The organism is Agromyces zhanjiangensis (genome assembly GCF_040496055.1).
GTDB lineage: Bacteria > Actinomycetota > Actinomycetes > Actinomycetales > Microbacteriaceae > Agromyces > Agromyces zhanjiangensis.
Window position 1 is genome coordinate 208870 of sequence record NZ_JBEPKB010000004.1, and the last position, 21358, is coordinate 230227.

Sequence of the window (21358 nt, forward strand, 5' to 3'; positions counted from 1 at the left end):
CGCGCAACCGCCTGGGCCGGATCGCACTCGCGACACGCCGGGAAGCGCGAAACGGGGGGTACCGGCGCACCCGGGGGCCGTGTGATGATGACCGCAATCGAGGACGGACGCCACCGGAAGGGGCGCCGTCCTCGTCCACGTCCCCGGCGGCACCGACCCGACCGCCCGACCCGCCCGCACGCGCGGCCCGGCCGTCGAGTCCGCACCCGGGTCGCGCCCGTCCGCGACAGCCGCACCGCGTCATCCGCTCACTCCGCTCGTTACGATGATCGGGTCACCTCGACGCGCGCCGTGACCCTCGGCGGGCGAGCCCGGCACCCGCACACCCCGCGAGGCGCCCGTACGAAGTCAGGACACCAACGCCGATGAAGGCCCTCTTCAAGTCCGCGCCCGGCGCGGGACTCGAACTCGTCGACCGCCCCGAGCCCGAGACGGGCCCGGCCGACGTCAAGATCCGGGTGCTCCGCACCGGCATCTGCGGCACCGACCTCCACATCGAGAAGTGGGACGACTGGGCCGCCTCGGAGATCCGCACGCCGCTGATCCCGGGCCACGAGTTCTACGGCGAGGTCGTCGAGGTCGGCGACCTCGTGCACGACATCGCCGTCGGCGACCGGGTCTCGGGCGAGGGGCACATCGTCTGCGGCATGTGCCGCAACTGCCGGGCCGGCCGCCGGCAGATGTGCATCCGCACCAAGGGCGTGGGCCTGCACCGCGACGGCGCGTTCGCCGAGTACGTCGTGCTGCCCGGCGAGAACGTCTGGGTGCACCACGACGCCGTCGACCCCGAGGTCGGCGCGATCTTCGACCCCTTCGGCAACGCCGTGCACACCGCGCTCGCCTTCTCCCTCGTCGGCGAGGACGTGCTCGTCACCGGTTGCGGCCCCATCGGCCTCATGTCGATCGCGGTCGCGCGCCACGTCGGCGCCCGCTTCATCGTCGCGTCCGACATCAGCCCGGCCCGGCTCGAGCTCGCCATGCGCATGGGGGCGGATGCCACGGTCGACGTCTCGCGCGAACGCGTGCGCGACGTGCAGCCGCGACTCGGCATGCGCGAGGGCTTCGACATCGGCTTCGAGATGTCGGGCTCCGCGAAGGCGCTGCCCGAGATGATCGACAACATGAACCACGGCGGCCGGATCGCACTACTGGGCCTGCCGAGCGAGCCCTTCGCGGTCGACTGGGGCAAGGTCGTCACCCACATGCTCACGCTCAAGGGCATCTACGGCCGCGAGATGTTCGAGACGTGGAACTCGATGAGCGCCATGCTGCAGACGAGCGCCGAGCTGCGCGAGCGGGTGGCATCCATCATCAGCGACCGCTACCCCGCCGATGAGTGGCGGGCCGCGTTCGACGCAGCGGCATCGGGCGGCGCGGGCAAGGTCATCCTCGACTGGACGGAGGTCTGAACGTGTACGGATCGGTGAAGGAGCAGCTGCGCGCCGAGCTCGACGAGATCGAGGCCGCGGGCCTGACCAAGCGCGAGCGAGGCATCCACGGCCCCCAGTCCTCGGAGATCGAGGTCGCGGGGCGCACGGTGCTGAACTTCTGCGCGAACAACTACCTCGGCCTCGCCGACGACCCGCGCATCGTCGCGGCCGCGCATCGCGGGCTCGACGAGTGGGGCTACGGGCTCGCGAGCGTCCGATTCATCTGCGGCACGCAGGAGCTCCACCTCGAACTCGAGCGCGCGGTGTCCGACTTCCTCGGCTACGACGACACCATCCTCTTCTCGTCGTGCTTCGACGCCAACGGCGGCGTCTTCGAGGTGCTCTTCGGGCCCGACGACGCGATCATCTCCGACGAGCTCAACCACGCGTCGATCATCGACGGCATCCGGCTGTCGAAGGCGCAGCGGTTCCGCTACCGGAACCGCGACCTCGCCGACCTCGAGGCCCAGCTCGTCGCCGCGTCGGGCGCGCGCCGCCGCGTCATCGTCACCGACGGCGTGTTCTCGATGGACGGCTACATCGCGCCGCTCCGCGAGATCTGCGACCTGGCCGAGCGGTACGACGCGCTCGTCTTCGTCGACGACTCGCACGCGGTCGGCTTCGTCGGGGAGCACGGGCGCGGCACGCCCGAGTACTGCGGGGTCGAGGGCCGCGTCGACATCACGACCGGCACGTTCGGGAAGGCGCTCGGCGGGGCGTCCGGCGGGTACGTCGCCGCCCGGCGGGAGATCGTCGACCTGCTGCGCCAGCGCGCCCGCCCGTACCTCTTCTCCAACACGCTCGCCCCCGCGATCGTCGCGGGCACGATCGAGGCGCTGCGGCTCGTCAGCGAGTCGGGCGAGCTGCGGCAGCGGCTCACGTCGAACGCGGCGCTGTTCCGCGAGCTGATGACGGATGCCGGCTTCGACCTGCTGCCCGGCGAGCACCCGATCGTGCCGGTCATGTTCGGCGACGCGGCGCTCACCGCGCGCATCGCCGACGCGCTGCAGGAGCGCGGTGTCTACGTCACCGCGTTCTCGTACCCGGTCGTGCCGAAGGGGAAGGCGCGCATCCGCGTGCAGCTCTCCGCAGCGCACTCGCCGGACGAGATCCGGCGCTGCGTCGCGGCGTTCTCGGCCGCGCGCGACGCGGTGCTCGCGGCCGCGCCCGCGTGACGGATCGGATCGCGGCACGCAAGGGGGCTGTGGACTCGGAGCGGTCGGCGTAGCGTCGATGGTGCGCCGACGCGCGATCCGCGTCGCGCGCACGGCGCCTGCGCCGCCGACCGCCACGGTCGTCGGACGGCGGGGATGCGGCGATCGACCCGACGCCGCGCGACGGGCGCCGATGACGACAGGAGGCACGAGATGCTGGAGGACCTGGTCGTGACCTCGGCGGTCGAGATCGATGCGCCGCCCGAACGCGTGTGGGCGGTCATCACCGACCCGGAGGCGGCCCGCGAGTACATGTTCGGCACCCGGCTCGACGCGGACTGGATGGTCGGCGGCGCCCTGCGCTGGCGGGGCGAGTGGCAGGGCCGGCCGTACGAGGACCACGGGACGGTGCTGGAGATCGACCCGCCGCATCGTCTCGTGCACACGCACTTCAGCCCACGGCGCACGAGCGGCCTCGAGCCCGACGACCACCACACGCTCACCTGGACGATCGACGGCGGGGGCGACGCGCCGACGGTGCTGACGCTTTCGCAGGACAACAACGCGACGCCCGAATCGGCGGCGCACGCGAAGCGCGTGTGGGACTCGCTCGTGGTGAAGGTGAAGGAGATCGCCGAGCGCCCGTAGCCGCGCTTCCCGCATCGAATCGATTCGACCGTACAATCGAAGGGTGAGCCCCGAACCCGCCGCCACGACCGGCGCCATCCCGCGCGTGACGCTCGCCGACGTCGCCGCGCTCGCGGGCGTCTCCGCGTCGACCGCGTCGCTCGCCTTCAGCGGGTCCGGCCCGGTGTCGGATGCGACGAAGGAGCGCGTGCTCGCCGCCGCCGCCGAGCTCGGCTACGCGGGCCCCGACCCCCGCGCACGGTCGCTCCGACGCGGCCGCTCCGGCATCGTCGGCGTCGTGCTGGAGGAGCGCGTGCGCGCCGCCTTCCTCGACCCGGTCAAGATCCAGACGCTCGACGGGCTCGCCGAGGGCATCGCGCCGCTCGGCGCCGGCCTCCTCCTCTTCACCGACTCGGGCGACCCCGAGGCACCCGTCAGCCTCGACACCGCCCCCGTCGACGCCGTCGTGCTCATCGGCTGCAGTCCGAAGTTCTTCCGGCAGGTCGAGGCGCTCCAGCGCCGCGGCATCCCCCTCGTCGCCATCGAGGGTGCGCCGGGCGGCGACATCCCCGAGATCACGATCGACAACCGCGAGGCCACGCGCCTCGGCGCCGAGCACGTGCGCTCGCTCGGGCACACCGACGTCGCGACGGTCACGCTCCCGTTCGAGCCCACCCGCGCGCGCGGCGAGCTCACGCCCGAGATGGAGGCCGGCGCGACCGTCGACACCGCGGTCGAACGGCTGCGCGGAGCGCGCGACGTCTTCCCCGACATCCGGGTGAGCGTCGCCGGCGCGAGCTCGATCGAGGAGGGGCTGGAGGCGACGCGCCTCCTGCTGGCGGATGCCGCGACGCGGCCGACGGCGATCATCGCCCAGTCCGACCTGCTCGCGGCCGGCGCGATCCAGGCGGCCGAGGAGCTCGGCCTGCAGGTGCCGCGCGACCTCAGCGTCGTCGGGTTCGACGGCATCCGCGTCGACGGACTCCAGCACGACCTCACGACCCTCGTGCAGCCCTCGGTCGCCAAGGGCCGTGCCGCGGGCGAGGCGATCGTCCGCATGCTCTCGGGCGACGCGGCATCCGGCACCGACTTCACGAGCACGCTGCACGTCGGCGACACGACGGCGCCGCCGCGCGCCTGAGACCGGGCGGTGCTCCCGCCCGGCGCGCGCGTGGCCCGGCCCGGCCCACGCGGCCGCCCCTCCGGCCGGCGCGGCCGGCCTCTCCGGGAGGAACTTCCGGACGACATGCCGCAGCGGCATCCGCCGACGTCGGCGTGTCGTGATCTCCTCCTCCCGAAGCGCAGGGGAGCACGCTCCGCCGCACCCGGCGCGCGCGCCGCGCTCAGGACGGCGTGATCTCGCCCGAGCCCGACACGGTGCTGCGGATCTCCGGTCGCCCGGAGTACCGCACGGTGCCGCTGCCCGAGAGCACGACGTCGAGCGAGTCCGACGCGTCCACCCGGATCTCGCCCGAACCCGAGAGCACGACGCGCGCGCGGTCGGCGCGCAGCCCCGAGGCGTCGACGTCGCCAGACCCGTCGACCTGGACCTGGAGCTCCTCGGTCCGTCCGGCCGGCACGATCGACCCCGACCCGCTGATCGAGGCGCGCACCGACGTCGCGTCGAGCTCGTCGGTCTCGATCTCGCCCGAGCCGCGGATCTCGAGCGCCACGTCGTCGGCATCGCCGAACTCGGCGGTCACGTCGCCGGAGCCCGAGATGAGGACCGACTCGAGCGAGGTCAGCGTGATGTCGAAGACCAGGTCGCGCGCGCCGACGACGATGGGCCCGCGCTGCACGTCGATGACGAGCTGGTCGCCCTCGACCTCGGTCGTGAGGCGATCGAGCACGTTCTCGCCGCCCGTGACGGTGAGCGACGGTGCCTCGCCGAGCCGGATCGTCATGTCGCCCGCGCCGCGCAGCACGACGCCCGACGCGTCGCCGATCTCCCGCGTCTCGGTGCGGGTGTCGCCGGCCGTCACGAAGGGAACGCATGCCGTGAGCGCGACGAGCACGCCGGCGGCGAGGACCGCCGCCGAGGTGCGCGCGAGCGCACGGGTCGGGGCGGCGGGACGGGGCAGGGCGCGACGCGCGGGCATGACGGCCTCCTTCGAACGGGGCTGCCTCGAACCTAGGGCGCGGGTGCCCGCGCGCTCGGGCCCTTGGTCACGCGGTGAGCGGGTCACGCGGCGCGGGTCACGCGGTGCGCGGGTCACGCGGCGCACCGCTCACGCCGGCGCGCCCGTGACCATCCAGGCGCGCCCGCGCGCGCGCAGCGAGAGCGTCACCGCGCGGGCGGCGAGGTAGCCGAGCGAGAACGCGGCGGTGAGCGCCGCGAGCGCCGCCGCGGCGGGGACGTCGGCGCCGGAGGCATCCGCCCACCAGACGACGCCGAACGCCATCGGGACGAACGCGGCGAGGTTGACCAGGCCCGTCCACGCGAGGTACCGGGCGTCGCCCGCGCCGATGAGCACGCCGTCGAGCACGAACACGAGCCCGCCGAGCGGCGCCGACAGGCCGAGCACGACGAGCGACGGCGGCAGCAGCGCCGCGACCTCGGCCGACGACGTGAAGACCGCGGGCAGCACCCACGCGGTCGCGACGACGAGCGCGCCGACCACCGCGCCAGCGCCGACGCCCCACTCGACGCACCGTCGGAGCACCGCGCGCACGACCTCGACGTCGCCCGCCCCGAGCCCCTTGCCGATGAGCGCCTGCGCCGCGATCGCGAGCGCGTCGAGCGCGAACCCGAGCGTGAAGTAGATCGTGATCGCCACCTGGTACGCCGCCAGTTCGTCGCGCCCGAGCGAGGTCGCCGCCCACGTGGACAGCAGCAGCGCGACGCGCAGGCTCGCCGTGCGCAGGAACAGCCACCCGCCGTCGCGCGCGCCGCGCAGCACGCCCGCGTGGTGCGGCCACGGGCTCGCGCCGACGCGCGCACGATGTCGCGCGACGACGACGAGGTAGACGAGCACCATGCCCCACTGCGCGACGACCGTGCCGATCGCCGACCCCGCGATGCCCCAGCCGAGGCCGTAGATGAAGATCGCGTTCAGCGCGATGTTCGCCGCGAACCCCACCCCGGCGACCCAGAGTGGCGTGCGGGTGTCCTGCAGGCCGCGCAGCAGGCCCGTCGCGGCGAAGACGACGAGCATCGCAGGCAGCCCGGCCATCGAGATCGAGAGGTACACGGATGCCTCGGCGGCGACCTCCGCCGAGGCGCCGAAGGCGCCCACGAGCACCGGCGCGGCGAACCAGCCGGCGAGGGCGAGGAGCGCACCGAGCCCCAGCGCGAGCCAGAGGCCGTCGATGCCGGCCGCGACGGCGCCGCGCTCGTCGCCCGCACCCAGGCGGCGTGCGACCGAGGGGGTCGTCGCGTAGGCGAGGAACACCATGAGGCCCACGATCGTCTGCAGCACGGCGCTCGCGAGGCCGAGGCCCGCGAGGGGCGCCGCGCCGAGGTGGCCGACCATCGCGGTGTCGGCGAGGAGGAAGAGGGGCTCGGCGATGAGTGCGCCGAGCGCGGGGACGGCCAGGCGCAGGATGTCGCGGTCGACCGCTCGACGTGCGGAGGCGGTTCGGATGGAGGAGCGCACTACGCGTCCACGATCTCCTTGCCGAGCGGGGCGAGCGACACCGGGATCAGCTTGAAGTTCGCGATGCCGAGCGGGATGCCGATGATCGTGAGGCACATGACCACGCCGGTCACGAGGTGCTCGAGCGCGAGCCACCAGCCCGCCAGCAGCACCCAGATGACGTTCCCGATGAACGACCACGCGCCGGAGGTCGGCTTGGAGACCACCTGCCGGCCGAACGGCCAGAGCGAGTAGTTCGCGATGCGGAACGACGCGATGCCCCACGGGATGGTGACGATGAGGATGCACATCAGCAGCCCCGCGAGCATGTACCCGATCCACAGCCAGATGCCCGCGAGGATCAGCCAGACGACGTTCAGGATCGTGTTCAGCATGGCTCGATCATCGCATCGGGCGGCGAGGCCGGCGAGCCGGTGAACCCCCGGAAGCGGAGGGGCGCGCCGGGGCGGGTTCGGGCGTATGATTCCGCGGTGACCTTCAGAGGGTCGGTCCGCGAACGGCGGCCGCACCGCTTCCGACGGGGCATCAGGCTCCACCCGGCGCAGGCCGTCGTGGTCGGCTTCGCCGCCGCCGTCATCGTCGGCACCCTCCTCCTGTGGTTGCCGGCCATGACCGTCGAGCCCGGCGGGACCTCGTTCACCGATGCGCTGTTCACGGCCACGAGCGCCGTGTGCGTCACCGGCCTCACGGTCGTCGACACCGCACTGCACTGGAGCCCGCTCGGGCACTCCGTGATCCTGCTGCTCATCCAGCTCGGCGGCCTCGGCATCATGATCTTCGCCTCGCTCATCGGCCTCGTGCTCGCGCGCAAGATGAGCGTGCGCTCCCGCCTCAACACGGCGGCCGAGGCGAAGGCGGTCGGGTACGACGACGTGCGCGGCCTCGTCCGCGGGATCGTGCTCATCTCGTTCGGCATCGAGGCCGCCACGTGGCTGTTCCTGTTCCCGCGGTTCCTCTTCTCGTACGACTACAGCCCGGGGGATGCCGCGTGGTACGCGCTCTTCCACTCGGTCTCGTCGTTCAACAACGCCGGCTTCGCGCTGTACACGGACAACATGATGGACTTCGTCGGCGACCCGTTCATCTGCCTGCCGATGTGCGCGGCGATCATCCTCGGCGGGCTCGGGTTCCCGGTGATCATGCAGCTGCGCAAGGAGTTCACGCGCCCCCTGCACTGGGCGATGAACACGAAGCTCGTGCTCTGGGGCACGCTCGTGCTCCTGATCGGCGGGTTCGCCTACCTCTCCATCGCCGAGTGGAACAACCCGGAGACCCTCGGCGGGCTCGACCCCGGGTCGAGGCTGCTCGCCGCGTTCTTCATGTCGACCCAGACCCGCACGGCCGGGTTCAACAGCATCGACGTCAGCCAGATGCACGACGAGAGCTGGGTCGTGATGGACGTGCTCATGTTCATCGGCGGCGGGCCGGCCGGCACCGCGGGCGGCATCAAGGTGACGACCTTCGCCGTGCTCTTCTTCATCCTGCTCACCGAGTTCCGCGGCGAGGGCGCCGTGAACATCTTCGGCAAGCGCCTGAGCCGCGCCGTCCACCGGCAGGCGATCACCGTGGCGCTCGTCGCGGTCGGTGCGGTGATGACGGCGATCATCCTGCTCATGCACCTCACGAAGCTCGACCTCGACCTCGTGGCCTTCGAGGCGGTGTCGGCCTTCGCCACCGTCGGGCTGTCGACCGGCATCACGGGCGACCTCCCGCCGGCGGCCGAGATCGTGCTCGTGCTGCTCATGTTCCTGGGCCGCATCGGCCCCCTGACCCTCGGATCGGCGATCGCGCTCCGCGACCGCCGGATCCTGTACGAACTCCCGAAGGAGAGGCCCGCCATTGGCTAGGTTCACCCTGTTCGGCGGCGCGAGCGACACGTCGCGCCGCATCGCCGAGGCCGATTCGGTCGCAGTGATCGGGCTCGGCCGATTCGGCAGCTCGCTCGCGATCGAGCTCATGGCCGGCGGCACCGAGGTGCTCGGCATCGACGCCGACGAGGAGATCGTGCAGGGGCTGAACGGCGAACTGACCCAGGTCGTCCGCGCGGACTCGACCAAGTCGGAGGTGCTGAAGCAGCTCGCCGTCGACGAGTTCGACCGCGTCGTCGTCGCGATCGGCAGCGACATCACGGCGTCGATCCTGACGTGCTCGGTGCTGCTCGGCATGAAGATCCCGGTCATCTGGGCGAAGGCCGTGACCGAGCAGCACGCCGTCATCCTCGAGCAGCTCGGGGTCCACCACGTGATCCGCCCCGAGGCGGAGATGGGGCGCCGCGTCGCGCACCTCGTCCGCGGCGCCGCGCTCGACTACATCGAGATCGAGAAGGGGTACGCGATCGTGAAGACCGCGCCGCCGTCGCGGCTTCACGGCGTGCCCCTCGGGCAGACCGCGCTCCGCAAGGAGCTCGGCGTGACGGTCGCCGCGTTCAAGCGACCCGGCGAGGAGTGGCGCAACGCCGACGCCGACACCGTGCTCGGGCCGGACGACACGGTGCTCGTCGTCGGACCCACGCGCAAGGCGGAGGGGTTCGCGCAGCTCAGGTGACGCGCGGTCGCGGTTCGCGGCATCCGCTCAGCCCTGCCGCCCGGGTGCCGCCTAGGCTGTGGGGATGAGCGATGCGACGAAGCCCAGCGGCATCATCCTCGACGAACTCGACGCCGACGTGCGTCCGCAGGACGACCTCTTCCGCCATGTCAACGGGAAGTGGATCGACCGCACCGAGATCCCCGACGACAAGGCGCGCTACGGCAGCTTCATCGTGCTCTACGAGGAGGCCGAGCAGGCCGTCCGCGAGATCGTCGAGGAGTCCCAGGCCGCCGAGCCCGGCACCGAGGCCCGCAAGGTCGGCGACCTCTACGCGTCGTTCATGAACGAGGAACGTGCGGAGATGCTCGGCGCGACGCCGATTGCGAGCCAGCTCGTCGAGGCCTCGCTGCCCGGCACGGTCGCACAGCTCCTCGAGGCGATCGGGCGCCTCGAGCGGCAGGGCGTCGGCGGGTTCGCGCAGCTCTTCGTCGACAACGACCCCGGCGACCCCGAGCGCTACCTCGTGTTCGTCGAGCAGGGCGGCATCGGGCTGCCCGACGAGAGCTACTACCGCGAAGAGCGCTTCGCGCCCATCCGCGAGAAGTACCTCGGCCACGTCGAGCGCATGTTCGGTCTCGCGGCGCTCGACGACGGCGCCGCGCGCGCGAAGCGCGTGTTCGACCTCGAGACCGAGATCGCGAAGGTGCACTGGACCAACGTCGACTCGCGCGACAGCCAGAAGACGTACAACCTGATGCCGTGGTCGGAGGTCGCTGACGCGGCATCCGTCGACCTGGACCTCTGGCGTGATGCGATGGGCGTCCCCGACGGAGCGTTCGCGGAGCTCGTCGTGCGGCAGCCGAGCTTCGTCGAGGGCGTCGGCGCCCTGATGACGCCCGACCGCCTGCCCGCGTGGCGCGACTGGCTGGCGTGGCAGGTCGTCCACGCCGCGGCGCCGTACCTCGGCAGCGCCTTCGTCGAGGAGAACTTCGACTTCTACGGTCGCACCCTCACGGGGACGCCGCAGCTGCGCGAGCGCTGGAAGCGCGCCGTGTCGTTCGTCGAGGGCGCGATGGGCGAGGCGGTCGGCCGCATCTACGTCGAGCGGCACTTCCCGCCCGCGGCGAAGGAGGCGATGGACGAGCTCGTCGCGAACCTCGTCGACGCCTACCGCGATTCGATCGCCGGACTCGACTGGATGGGCGAGGAGACGCGCGCGAAGGCGCTCGAGAAGCTGCAGAAGTTCACGCCGAAGATCGGCTACCCGGTGAAGTGGCGCGACTACTCCACGCTCGAGGCGTCCGCGTCCGACCTCGTCGCGAACGTGCGCGCGGCGGCCGAGTTCGAGTTCCAGCGCCAGCTCGGCAAGATCGGCAGGCCGCTCGACCGCGACGAGTGGTTCATGACGCCGCAGACGATCAACGCCTACTACAACCCCGGCTTCAACGAGATCGTGTTCCCGGCGGCCATCCTGCAGTTCCCGTTCTTCGACGAGACGCGTGACGCCGCGGCGAACTACGGCGCGATCGGCGCGGTCATCGGGCACGAGATCGGCCACGGCTTCGACGACCAGGGTTCGCGCTTCGACGGCGACGGCCGGCTCATCGACTGGTGGACCGAGGACGACCGCGCCGCGTTCGAGGAGCGCACGAAGACGCTCATCGAGCAGTACGACGTGCTGGTGCCGGCGCAGCTCGCCGACGGTGCGTCCGACGGCGCGGGCGATGGCGAGGCGGATGCCGCGGGCGCGCCCGCGCACGTCAACGGCGCGCTCACGATCGGCGAGAACATCGGCGACCTCGGCGGGCTCGCGATCGCGTGGAAGGCGTACCTGCTCTCGCTCGGCGGGAAGAAGGCGCCCGTGATCGACGGCCTGACCGGCGCGCAGCGGTTCTTCCTCTCGTGGGCGCAGGCCTGGCAGATGAAGGGGCGCGACGCCGAGGTCGAGCGGCTGCTCGCGATCGACCCGCACTCGCCGAACGAGTTCCGGTGCAACCAGATCGTCCGGAACATCGATGAGTTCTACACTGGGTTCGAGGTCACGCCCGATGACGAGCTCTGGCTCGACCCGGCCGACCGCGTCCGCATCTGGTAGCACCTCACCCCAGACCCCGTCCGATCCCGTCGAGCGCACCGCGATGCCGCGGTGGGGGAGCGCGAGACCCGAACGAAAGCCGCTGTTCCTGTCGTGGTGACCTCGTCCCAGGGTTCCGAGCGCCGTGCTCGGCACGCATCCTTCCGACGAAGCCGACACCGCACCGACGAACACGTCGAGGATTTCTCGCGTGGCTTCGACTCACTGGGCGAGCTCGCGCTGACCGGCGTCCAGGTGTCGGCTCGCGCGACCGACCTGGCGACGGGTCGCGTGCTGTTCTCCGTCGACGACCACGTCGTGATGCCGACCGCGTCGATCGGGAAGGTGCTGCTCCTCGTCGAGGTCGCCTCGCGCCTCGGCCACGCGAGCGCTGAGGCGTTCACGGTGCTCGACCGGGCGCCTCGCGACGCGGTCGGCGACTCCGGCATCTGGCAGCACCTCCAGACGCCCTCGCTGCCGATGTCCGACCTCGCGGCGATGGTCGGCGCGACGAGCGACAACCTCGCCACGAACGTGCTCATCCGGCACATCGGGCTCGAGTCGGTGCGTTCGCGCACCGAGGCGCTCGGGCTCACGCGCACCGCGCTGCTCGACCTCGTGCGTGACCACCGCGGTCCGGACGACGCGCCGCAGCTGTCGATCGGCTCGGCGAAGGAGCTCACGTGGCTCTTCGCCTCGCTCGCCCGCGGTGAGATCGTGAGCCCCGAGGTGTCGCAGCGCGTCGTCGGATGGCTCTCGCTCAACGCCGACCTGTCGTTGGTCGCCTCGGCGTTCGGCCTCGACCCGCTCGCCCACCGCACCCCCGACCACGGCCTGCTCCTGATGAACAAGACGGGTACCGACGGTGGGGTGCGCAGCGAGGTCGGCGTGCTGCGCGGCCCCCGCGCGGGCGTGGCCTATGCGGTGTCGATGTACTTCGCCGACACGCAGCTCGCGTCGCGCCTCGCGGTGCTCGACGGCATGCGGCGCGTGGGCGCGGACCTGCTCGAGTACGTGCACTGAGCGGCGATCCGCGCCGCGTCGCGCACCCTTGGCGGCAGTGATGCGCCGCCCGGGTTTCATTGCGTCGAAACCACGCCAGACGCATGTTCATTGCGGCTGATGGCAGACTCGCGCTCGGAGTTTGCGATGAATCCTCGGGTGACGCACACTTGTGCCTGCCCGCCCAGATAGGAGGATCATGTCCCGCCGAGTCGCCCCGTCATCCCCGGCGTCCATGCACGAGGTCTCCGACCGCACCTCGGATCTCGTCGAGCTCGTGCTCCGGTACGCGCGCGACCGGATCCTCATGACCCAGACCCCGCTCGACAAGCCGATCCCTCCCGTCGACCTCGGACGCCTCGCGGGGCGCAGCATCGACGAGCACGGCATCGGGGCGGACCGGGCGCTCGCCCGGTTCGAGCACGTCCTCGCGCCGGCCTGCATCACGACCGACCATCCGCAGTACCTCTCCTTCATCCCGACCGCTCCGACGAAGGCCGCGGTCGCGTTCGACCTCGTCGTCTCGGCGAGCGCGCTGTACGGCGGATCCTGGCTCGAGGGCGCGGGCGCCGTGTACGCCGAGAACGAGGTGCTCTCCTGGCTCGCCGCGGAGTTCGGGCTGCCGTCGAGCGCGGGCGGGGTGTTCGTGCAGGGCGGCACGCTCGGCAACCTCTCGGCCCTGGTGGCCGCACGCGAGCACGCCCGCGCCGCGGTCGCCCGCGACGGGGCCGAGGTGCCGAGCCGGTGGAAGGTGGTCTGCAGCGCCGAGGCGCACTCGTCGATCGCGTCGGCGGCCCGGGTCATGGACGTCGACGTCGTCACCGTCGACCCGGGCGAGGACGGCGTGCTGCGCGGGCCCGCGGTCAGGGCCGCGCTCGACGAGCACGGGACATCCGCCTTCGCCGTCGTCGCGACGGCGGGATCGACGAACTTCGGCATCGTCGACGACCTCGCCTCGATCGCCGCGCTCAAGGACGAGTTCGACGTGTGGTTCCACGTCGACGGGGCCTACGGCCTGGCCGGGATGCTCTCGCCCATCGCCCGGCACCGGTTCGCGGGCGTGGAACGCGCCGACTCCGTGATCGTGGACCCGCACAAGTGGCTGTTCGCACCGTTCGACGCCTGCGCGCTGATCTACCGGGACCCGGAGGCCGGCCGACGCGCGCACACGCAGCACGCCGAGTACCTCGACACGCTCACCGAGACGAGCGAGTGGAGCCCGTCCGACTACGCGGCCCACCTCACCCGACGGGCGCGCGGCCTGCCGCTCTGGTTCTCGCTCGCGACGCACGGCGCGGCGGCATACCGCGAGGCGATCGGCGCGTCGATCCGGCTGGCCCAGGACATCGCGCGCGAGATCGAACGCCGTGACGGATTCCGCCTGGTGCGCGAACCGCAGCTCTCGGTCGTCGTCTTCGAGCGCGAGGGATGGACGAAGGCCGACTACGCGCGGTGGTCGACCCGGCTGCTCGACGAGCAGCACGCGTTCGTCACGCCGAGCTCCCACGCGGGCCGTTCGAACACGCGGTTCGCGATCGTCAACCCGATGACGAGCTTCGGGCAGCTCACGGCGATCCTGGACACCATGGCCTGACCTCGACCGGCCCGCAGGCCGATCGAGTCGATCGTCGGCTGCGCGGCTCAGCCGAGCTTGCCGATCACGCGCTCGAGGCGTTCGCTGAGGCGGTCGGCGTCGATCGGGCCGGCCGGACCGTCCGCGCCGCGCCGCGCCCAGCTGAGCCCGACGTAGCGCATGAGCCCGGCGAGCAGGTGCGTGATGATCTCGGCCTGCTCGGGGAGGTCGGCGAGCTCGGCCTCGTCCGCCCCGTCGCGGAGCGCGTCCTGGCGGAGGCGCAACTCGAGGATCTGGCGGAGCTCCGCCTCAATGGCGGCGAGCCGCTCCATCTGGCGCGCGAGGAGCGCGGGGTTCTGCGAGACCGCGGTGATGCGGCGCACGAGGAGCGCCGGGTCCGCCGGCAGGCTGCCGGGCTCGATCCGGACGAGGCCCGCGGCCTCCGCGAGCAGCGGGCCCTCCGAGACGATGAACTCCCGGGCGGCCTGCTGGTCGATCACCGGCTCGTCGTTGCCGAGCAGCGCGGCATCCTTCGTCTTGAAGTGGTTGAAGAAGGTCCGCTGGCTGATGCCGGCGGCGTGGCAGATCATGTCGACCGTGACCTGGTCGTAGCCGTGCTCGGCGACGAGGTCGATCGCGGCGCGTTCGATCGCGGCGGTCGTCTCGGCGACGCCGCGACGCCGCGGTCCGGGTTCGGTCGACATGATCCGCCTCCTGGTCGATTACTCGTACCGTAGCGAGTCGATCGGGTCCTGACGTGCCGCCCTGCGGGCGGGCAGCACGCCGGACAGGAACGCGACGAGCATGATCACGAGGATCACGATGGCCACGTTGACGGGGTCGAACAGCAGGATCGTGAGGCCCGGCAGGTCGGCGAGCGGTCCGGCGGACAGTGCGGTCGACACCGCCGAGCCGAGCCCGATCGCGGCGACCGCGCCGATCGCGGATCCGAGGAAGCCGATGACGACCGCCTCGAGGCTGAAGAGCGAGAAGACCCGGCCGTTCGACATCCCCATGGCCTTCATGAGGCCGATCTCCCGCGTGCGTTCCTGCACGCTCATGAGCAGCGTGTTCACGATGCCGAAGGATGCCGCGAGCAGCGCGATCACCGAGAACGCGCTGAGCACGCCGATGATGCCGTTGATGACGGTCTGGATGACGCCGAGCTGGTCCTCCACGGTCTGGCCCGCGAGGTCGGCGTCGGCGAGCCGGGACTTGACGTCGTCGACGTCCTGGTCGGTGACGGCTCCGCCCGGCCCGGTCCCGTCGAGGTGCGCGACCGCGAGCACGTAGGCTTCGGGCTGCCCGGGGATGGCCTGCGCGTCGGTGACGGCGTCGGTCAGGTGCGCGTTGGCCCCCGCTCCCGAGGCGAAGAGGCTCATGCGCGCGATCCCCGCGACCTCCGCATCGATCGTCCGCTCGCCCTGAGCAGCGTCCGTGTACCCGAGGGAGACGGTCTCGCCGATCGCGGCCTCGGCGTCGGCGAAGCCGAGGGCCTCGACGTAGTCGTCCGGGAGGACCACCTGCGCGGCATCCGCCTCGTTGTCGAGCTGGTCGCCGGCCACGAGGTCGCTGCGACCGAGCGACGAGCTCGGGTTGACGTCGATCTCGTAGCGGTCGTCGCCTCCGCCGTCCGCGGTGGTGATCCAGTCGATCGTGATCTGCCGGACGGGCTCGACCTCGTCGACGCCGTCCATTCCGCGCATCGCGTCGAGGTCGTCGGAGTTGAGCAGCGTGCCCGAGCCGAGCGGATTGGGTTGCGTGGCCTGCTGGCGCCCGTCGGCCTCGAACGGCGTCGGTCCCTCGGTCGATTCCGACGAGGCCGCCGGGGCGACCAGGAGCGCGTCGCCGGTGCTGACCGTCGCGACCTGCCTGGAGACGTAGTCGTTCACGCCGGCGCCGAGTGCGGTCGTGAGCGTGAGGGTGAACGCACCGACGAACAGGCTCAGCACGGTGAGCGTGGTGCGCAGCCTGCTGCGGAACGCGTTCCGAGCGGCGTTGGCGATGAGGTCGGCGGTCCTCATCGTTCCGCTCCTTCCACGGTCAGGCCGTCGGCGATGGTGATGTGGCGATCGCACCGGGCGGCGAGGTCGTCGTCGTGCGTGACGACGACGAGGGTGATGCCCCGTTCGCGCTGGAGGCCGAAGAGGATGTCCTCGACCTGCGACCCGGTGGCGGTGTCGAGGTTGCCCGTGGGTTCATCGGCGAAGATGACGTCGGGATCGTTGACGAGCGCGCGGGCGATCACGACGCGCTGCTTCTGGCCGCCGGAGAGGTCGTTGGCCCGGTTGCCCGCCTTGTCGGCGAGCCCCAGGGCGTCGAGTACCGCCATGCCGCGCCGTGCGCGCTCGCGCGGGGCCACGCCGGCGACGAGGAGGGGCAGGGTGACGTTCTCGAGGACGGACTGCTGCGCGGTGAGGAAGAACTGCTGGAACACGAATCCGAACCGTTCGTTGCGCAGGCGGTTGATCCGCTTCGCCGAGGCGGATGCGGCATCCTCGCCGTCCACCTCGACCGCGCCGGTGGTGGGTCGGTCGAGCAGGGCGAGCAGGTGCATGAGGGTCGACTTGCCCGAGCCCGACTTGCCCACGATCGCGAGGGACTCCCCGCGGTGCACGTCGAGCGACACGCCCTTCAGGGCGTCGAACCGGGAGTGCCCGGCGCCATAGGTCTTGGTCAGCGCGTGCGCGCTGAGCACCGGCGGGGCGCCTGGTGCGGGTGCGGGGGCCATGGCGGTTCTTCCTTTCACTGGGTGCAGAAACAGATGCAGTAACTGCAACAGTGACTGACAGGCCTGTGAAACCGCCCGGAAGGCCGACGGGCGGCGGACGGCACCCGGTGCCATCCGCCGCCCGCGGTCGCGACGACGCTCAGTCCGCGGTGGCGATGACCTCAAGCTCGCCGCCCGCGCGGGCGTGAGCGGCCCGACCGTCCTCCGGTTCGCGAACCGCCTCGGATACCGCGGGTTCCCCGACTTCCAGCAGGCGCTCCGCGACGACCTCGACGAGCGCTCGGCGTCGCCGATCGACCTGCAGGCGCGCCACCGATCCGAGGGCGGCCCCGCCTCCGGGCTCGAGCGCGCCGCGTCGATCATGGGCGAGACGCTCGTCCGGACCTTCGACGGGCTCGTCCCCGGCGAGTTCGAGCGCGCCGTCGACCTGCTGTGCACGCCGCGGACCAGGGTGCTCGTGTCGGGAGGACGGTTCAGCGGCCTGCTGGCGCGACTGCTCGCGCAGCACCTGCAGCTCGTCCGGCCGGGCGTGACCGCGCTGCCCGATCACGACGCCGGGCGGATCGAAGCGGTCGCCGGGCTGCGGCGAGGCGATGTCGTCGTCCTGTTCGACTACCGCCGGTACGAGGAGCCGACGCGCCGACTCGCGGCCGCCGCCCGCGAACGCCGGGCGTCGGTCATCCTCCTCACGGATGCCTGGCTCTCGCCGATCGCGAGCGACGCCGACGTCGTGCTCCCGAGCGAGACCGACTCGCCCTCCGCGGCGTTCGACGCGATGACGCCGGTGCTCGCGATCGTCGAGGCCCTGATCGCCGAGTGCGCGGAACGCCTCGGCACGGCGGCATCCGATCGCATGCGCGAGGTCGAGGAGGCCGGCCGCGAACTCGGCCTCTACTGACGCGCGGTCGGCGGGACCTGAGTCCCTAGCACCCCGCCGTCGCGCCGGTAGAACTGAGGACGACCCGACTCATACCCGCCGCCGCCACCCTGCGCCCCCGCTCCGGCTCGACACCGAGGGGAACAGCAGGATGTCAGAGGCGACGCCGACAGGGCGACCCATCAGTCGACGCACGTTCATCGCAGCCGTCGGCGCGGCCGGCGCGGGGTTCATGCTCTACGCGATGCTGCCGGGCGGCGAACGCGTGGCGCTCGCGCAGATCCCGGGCGGCACGCTGCCGCCGGGCGACGTGCCGAAGTTCGTCACGCCGTTGCTCGTCCCGCCCGTCATGCCGCGGGCCGGCACGGTCAACCGCAAGGGCGGCAAGCCCGCCGACTACTACGAGATCTCGGTGCGGCAGTTCACGCAGCAGATCCTTCCCGCGGGCCTCCCGGCGACGACCGTCTGGGGCTATGGCGCGACCTCGAGCGAGAGCAGGAAGGGGCTGCTCATCCACAACGCGCCCTCGCTCACGATCGAGTCGAAGTGGGGCCGTCCCGTCCGGGTGAAGTGGATCAACGAGCTCGTGGACGCGGACGGCAACGCCCTCCCGCACCTGCTGCCCGTCGACCCCACGCTGCACTGGGCGAACCCGCCGGGCGGGGACGCCGGGCGCGACACCAGGCCGGTCTTCACCGGCGACACGCCGGGCCGGTACACCGGACCCGTCCCGCTCGTCACGCACCTGCACGGTGCGGTCGGCGTCGGCGACGAGAGCGACGGCTACGCGGAGGCGTGGTTCCTGCCCGCCGCCGGCGACATCCCGGCGGGGTACGCGACCGAGGGCACCTGGTACGAGTTCTTCGCCGGCAAGGCGGCGGCCTCGTTCGGCGCGAGCTGGGGGCCGGGCTTCGCGGAGTTCGAGTACCCCAACGACCAGCGCGAGTCCACGCTCTGGTACCACGACCACGCACTCGGGATGACGCGCCTCAACGTCTACGCGGGGCCGGCCGGGTTCTTCATCGTCCGCGGCGGCCCGGACGGCGAGAAGGCCGTGCTCGACGCGCGGAACGGAGCGACCGCGGTCCTGCCGTCGCCGGCGCCGATGGAGGGCGACAAGTTCCCGCCGAACAAGACGTACTTCGAGATCCCGATCGTCGTGCAGGATCGCTCGTTCAACGACGACGGCTCGCTGTTCTACCCCGACACCAGGGAGTTCTTCGACGAGATCGTCGGGCCGTACATCCCCGCCGGGGAGTTCTCGCCGATCTGGCAGCCGGAGTTCTTCGGCAACATGCTGATGGTCAACGGCAACACCTGGCCCTTCCACCAGGTGGAGCAACGCCGCTACCGCCTGCGGTTCCTCAACGGATGCCAGTCCCGGTTCCTGATCCTCGACTTCAACGCGATCCCCGGGGTCGAGGTCTGGCAGATCGGCAACGAGGGCGGCTTCCTCGCCGCCCCGGTGAACCTCACCGTCGACCACGGCAACCGCATGCTCCTGGGGCTCGCCGAGCGTGCCGACGTCATCGTCGACTTCACGAACGTCCCGGTCGGCGCCTACGTGCTGGGGAACGTCGGTCCCGACGAGCCGTTCGGGGGCGGCGTGCCGGATCTCGACTTCCCGAAGGCGGACCCGGACTCGACCGGTCAGGTCATGTCGTTCGTGGTCGGGCCCGCCCTGGCCGCCGACACGACCACCCCGCCGCAGTACCTCGTCCTCCCGCCGATCGCGCCCCTGCCGATGGAGTCGGTGGTCCGGCCGCTCGCGCTCATCGAGAAGATGGCGGAGGGCCACAACGAGGACGGCGACGTCTACGAGGGCCCCGTCGAGGCGCTGCTCGGCGACATCCAGTCGGGGGTCTGGATCGACCGCGTGTGGGCGGATCCGGTCACCGAGAACCCCGCAGTCGGTGCGACCGAGCTCTGGGAGTTCGTCAACACGACGGGCGACGCGCATCCGATGCACGTGCACGAGGTCGTGTTCGAGGTGGTGAACCGCGAGGGCCTCGTCCTCGACGGCGGCGAGGTCGCCCAGCCGGTGCAGCCCGACGGCAACGTGCGGCCGCCCGAACCGTGGGAGACCGGCTTCAAGGACACGGTCATCGCCTACCCCGGCGAGGTCACGCGCGTGCGCGCGACCTTCGTCAACCCCGGTCAGTACGTCTGGCACTGCCACATCGTCGAGCACGAGGACAACGAGATGATGCGCCCGTACCGGATCGGTCCGGAGCAGCCGGGTCAGCCCGCCTGATCGAGGAGGTGCGCGACGCCCTCGAGCACCGCACGGTGCGTCTCGACGGCGCCGAGGATCCGGAAGTGCCCGGCGACGGGCACGCGGATGTTCGTCGCGCCGTCGAGCATGCTCCCGTCGGGGATGTGGGGGTCGTACCGGCCGAACACGGAGACGATGCGGGCGTTGACGGATGCCGCGCGTCCGAGCAGCACGATCGTCTCGTCGCTCGGGAGCAGCGCGCGCACGCTCGGGTCGAGGATGAGCCGGGCCATGCGCGAGCCGGCGAACGGCGTCGCGACGGCGACGAGGCCGACGATGCCGTGCGGGCCCCGCGCGACGTGCGCGGCGCCGTCCGCGCCGTCCGCGCCGTCCGCCCAGGAGACCAGCAGCTGCTTGGCCACGAGGCCGCCCTTGCTGTGCGCGACGATCACCCGGCCGGCATCGGGCGCCGGACGGCGCTCGATCGCCCGGCCCAGTCGCCGTGCGGTGTCGGCGATGCCGCGCCGGTTCGTGCCCATGCCGTGCACCACTCGGACGCGGTACCCGGCGCCGTTCAGCGCGTCGCCGAGCGGCCGCAGGAACGACCAGTGCTCGTAGATCCCGGGCAGGAGCAGCACCTCGGGCAGGTCTCCGCGGCCGGACCGCCAGCGTGCGGGCGGGCTCCACCCGTCGACCACGATGGCGACCTGGCGGATGCCGGCGTAGACGTAGTCGCGGGCCCACCACCACCCGCGTGCGAGCGCCGAGAGCTCCTGCGGTTCCGAGACGCGTTCGACCTCGTGCCCGATGTGCTCCCCCCGCGCGTGCCGCCTGACGAGGTCGGCCACGCGCTCGCCCGCGGTCACCATGGTCTCGTGCCCGCGGTCCGCGATCTCCACGTACCGCCCGTGCGGCACCAGCCGGGCGACCTGCTCGGCCCACCCGCGCGGCGCGAGCCGGTCGTGCTCGCCGCGGATCACGAGCGTCGGCGCCGCGACATCGGGTAGCACGAGCTCGATGCGGTGGTCGAGCATGCGGCGGAGCTTGCGGAAGTACCAGCGCGGCCCGGCCTGGAGGTAGGAGTGGAGGCCGAGCGCGACCACCTTCGGGCGCGTGAGCGACGGGTCCTCGAGCAGGCGCAGGCCCTGCATGAGCGCCGACCGCTCGCGCGGGTTCACGGTCGGCGCGATGAGCACGACGGATGCCACGAGCTCCGGTCGCTGCGCGGCGGCCTCGGCCACGATCTGCGTGCCCATCGAGTGCCCCACGAGCACGACCGGCTCGCCGCCGCCCTCGGCCTCGACGAGCGTGGCGAGGTGCGCGCCCGACTGCGCGATCGTCTGCGTCCGCCGCGGCTCGGGCGCGTCGCCGAAGCCCGGCAGGTCGAGCGCGAGCACGCGCCCCTCGCGGGCGAGCTCGTCGGCGAGGTCGGACCAGTAGCGGTGCCCCATGCCGATGCCGTGCACGAGCACGTACGTCGGTCGCCCCGCGCCCGACTCGGTGATCACGGTCACCTCGTCGCCGCGCCGGAACTCGCGCGTCTGCGACATCCG

At 72.0% G+C, this 21358-nt stretch carries 18 protein-coding genes; 11 read left to right on the forward strand and 7 right to left on the reverse strand.

Going from position 1 to position 21358, the window contains the following annotated elements:
• Window positions 1–365: 365 nt before the first annotated feature.
• From tdh to ABME02_RS10085, 4 genes are all read left to right on the forward strand, one after another.
• On the forward strand, window positions 366–1409 hold the full coding sequence (gene tdh / locus ABME02_RS10070) for an L-threonine 3-dehydrogenase (RefSeq protein ID WP_353815157.1): 1044 nt from the start codon (window positions 366–368) through the stop codon (window positions 1407–1409).
• A gap of 2 nt (window positions 1410–1411) precedes the next feature.
• Entirely contained in the window at window positions 1412–2605 is a 1194-nt protein-coding gene (locus ABME02_RS10075) for a glycine C-acetyltransferase (protein ID WP_353815158.1), read from the forward strand.
• A 192-nt stretch (window positions 2606–2797) separates the two neighbouring features.
• Entirely contained in the window at window positions 2798–3232 is a 435-nt protein-coding gene (locus tag ABME02_RS10080; protein WP_353815159.1) for an SRPBCC domain-containing protein, read from the forward strand.
• A 43-nt stretch (window positions 3233–3275) separates the two neighbouring features.
• Window positions 3276–4352, forward strand: a complete 1077-nt coding sequence (locus tag ABME02_RS10085; RefSeq protein WP_353815160.1) for a LacI family DNA-binding transcriptional regulator — start codon at window positions 3276–3278, stop codon at window positions 4350–4352.
• Between the two features lie 202 nt (window positions 4353–4554).
• Here ABME02_RS10085 and ABME02_RS10090 read toward each other — a convergent pair whose 3' ends face one another.
• The 3 genes from ABME02_RS10090 to ABME02_RS10100 form a co-directional block, all read right to left on the reverse strand.
• The gene (locus ABME02_RS10090) at window positions 4555–5310 is read right to left on the reverse strand and encodes a head GIN domain-containing protein (RefSeq protein WP_353815161.1); all 756 of its coding nucleotides are present in this window, start codon (window positions 5308–5310) and stop codon (window positions 4555–4557) included.
• Between the two features lie 129 nt (window positions 5311–5439).
• Complete coding sequence (locus ABME02_RS10095; protein WP_353815162.1) at window positions 5440–6807, reverse strand: MATE family efflux transporter; 1368 nt, start codon at window positions 6805–6807, stop codon at window positions 5440–5442.
• Window positions 6807–7178 (reverse strand): YccF domain-containing protein, encoded by a 372-nt coding sequence (locus tag ABME02_RS10100; protein WP_353815332.1) that lies wholly within the window; start codon window positions 7176–7178, stop codon window positions 6807–6809. The genes ABME02_RS10095 and ABME02_RS10100 overlap by 1 nt, the downstream gene beginning before the upstream one ends.
• Before the next feature lie 99 nt (window positions 7179–7277).
• Between ABME02_RS10100 and ABME02_RS10105 the strand changes: the two genes are divergently transcribed.
• The 5 genes from ABME02_RS10105 (at window position 7278) to ABME02_RS10125 (ending at window position 14003) form a co-directional block, all read left to right on the forward strand.
• Window positions 7278–8654 carry a TrkH family potassium uptake protein gene (locus tag ABME02_RS10105; protein ID WP_353815163.1) on the forward strand — a complete coding sequence of 459 codons (1377 nt, stop codon included), beginning with the start codon at window positions 7278–7280 and terminating at the stop codon, window positions 8652–8654.
• Window positions 8647–9351, forward strand: coding sequence for a potassium channel family protein (locus tag ABME02_RS10110; RefSeq protein ID WP_353815164.1), 705 nt, complete (start codon window positions 8647–8649; stop codon window positions 9349–9351). Before ABME02_RS10105 ends, ABME02_RS10110 begins: the two co-directional genes overlap by 8 nt.
• Window positions 9352–9415: 64 nt before the next feature.
• Complete coding sequence (locus tag ABME02_RS10115; RefSeq protein WP_353815165.1) at window positions 9416–11428, forward strand: M13 family metallopeptidase; 2013 nt, start codon at window positions 9416–9418, stop codon at window positions 11426–11428.
• A gap of 96 nt (window positions 11429–11524) precedes the next feature.
• Window positions 11525–12430 carry a serine hydrolase gene (locus ABME02_RS10120; protein ID WP_353815166.1) on the forward strand — a complete coding sequence of 302 codons (906 nt, stop codon included), beginning with the start codon at window positions 11525–11527 and terminating at the stop codon, window positions 12428–12430.
• Between the two features lie 178 nt (window positions 12431–12608).
• Entirely contained in the window at window positions 12609–14003 is a 1395-nt protein-coding gene (locus ABME02_RS10125) for a pyridoxal phosphate-dependent decarboxylase family protein (protein WP_353815167.1), read from the forward strand.
• 47 nt (window positions 14004–14050) lie between these two features.
• Here ABME02_RS10125 and ABME02_RS10130 read toward each other — a convergent pair whose 3' ends face one another.
• The 3 genes from ABME02_RS10130 to ABME02_RS10140 are packed head-to-tail and all read right to left on the reverse strand — an operon-like array spanning window position 14051 to window position 16713.
• Window positions 14051–14686: a TetR/AcrR family transcriptional regulator gene (locus ABME02_RS10130; RefSeq protein WP_353815168.1), complete on the reverse strand. Its 636-nt coding sequence runs from the start codon at window positions 14684–14686 to the stop codon at window positions 14051–14053.
• An 18-nt stretch (window positions 14687–14704) separates the two neighbouring features.
• The gene (locus ABME02_RS10135; RefSeq protein WP_353815169.1) at window positions 14705–16006 is read right to left on the reverse strand and encodes an ABC transporter permease; all 1302 of its coding nucleotides are present in this window, start codon (window positions 16004–16006) and stop codon (window positions 14705–14707) included.
• Window positions 16003–16713 (reverse strand): ABC transporter ATP-binding protein, encoded by a 711-nt coding sequence (locus ABME02_RS10140; protein ID WP_353815170.1) that lies wholly within the window; start codon window positions 16711–16713, stop codon window positions 16003–16005. The genes ABME02_RS10135 and ABME02_RS10140 overlap by 4 nt, the downstream gene beginning before the upstream one ends.
• 112 nt (window positions 16714–16825) lie before the next feature.
• Here ABME02_RS10140 and ABME02_RS10145 point away from each other — a divergent pair, with 112 nt between their 5' ends.
• Window positions 16826–17611 (forward strand): MurR/RpiR family transcriptional regulator, encoded by a 786-nt coding sequence (locus ABME02_RS10145; protein ID WP_353815333.1) that lies wholly within the window; start codon window positions 16826–16828, stop codon window positions 17609–17611.
• Window positions 17612–17741: 130 nt separating this feature from the next.
• Window positions 17742–19844, forward strand: coding sequence for a multicopper oxidase family protein (locus tag ABME02_RS10150; protein ID WP_353815172.1), 2103 nt, complete (start codon window positions 17742–17744; stop codon window positions 19842–19844).
• On the opposite strand, the gene ABME02_RS10155 is transcribed toward ABME02_RS10150, so the two are convergent.
• Window positions 19832–21355, reverse strand: a complete 1524-nt coding sequence (locus ABME02_RS10155; RefSeq protein ID WP_353815173.1) for an alpha/beta hydrolase — start codon at window positions 21353–21355, stop codon at window positions 19832–19834. The genes ABME02_RS10150 and ABME02_RS10155 overlap by 13 nt on opposite strands.
• Window positions 21356–21358: the final 3 nt, after the last annotated feature.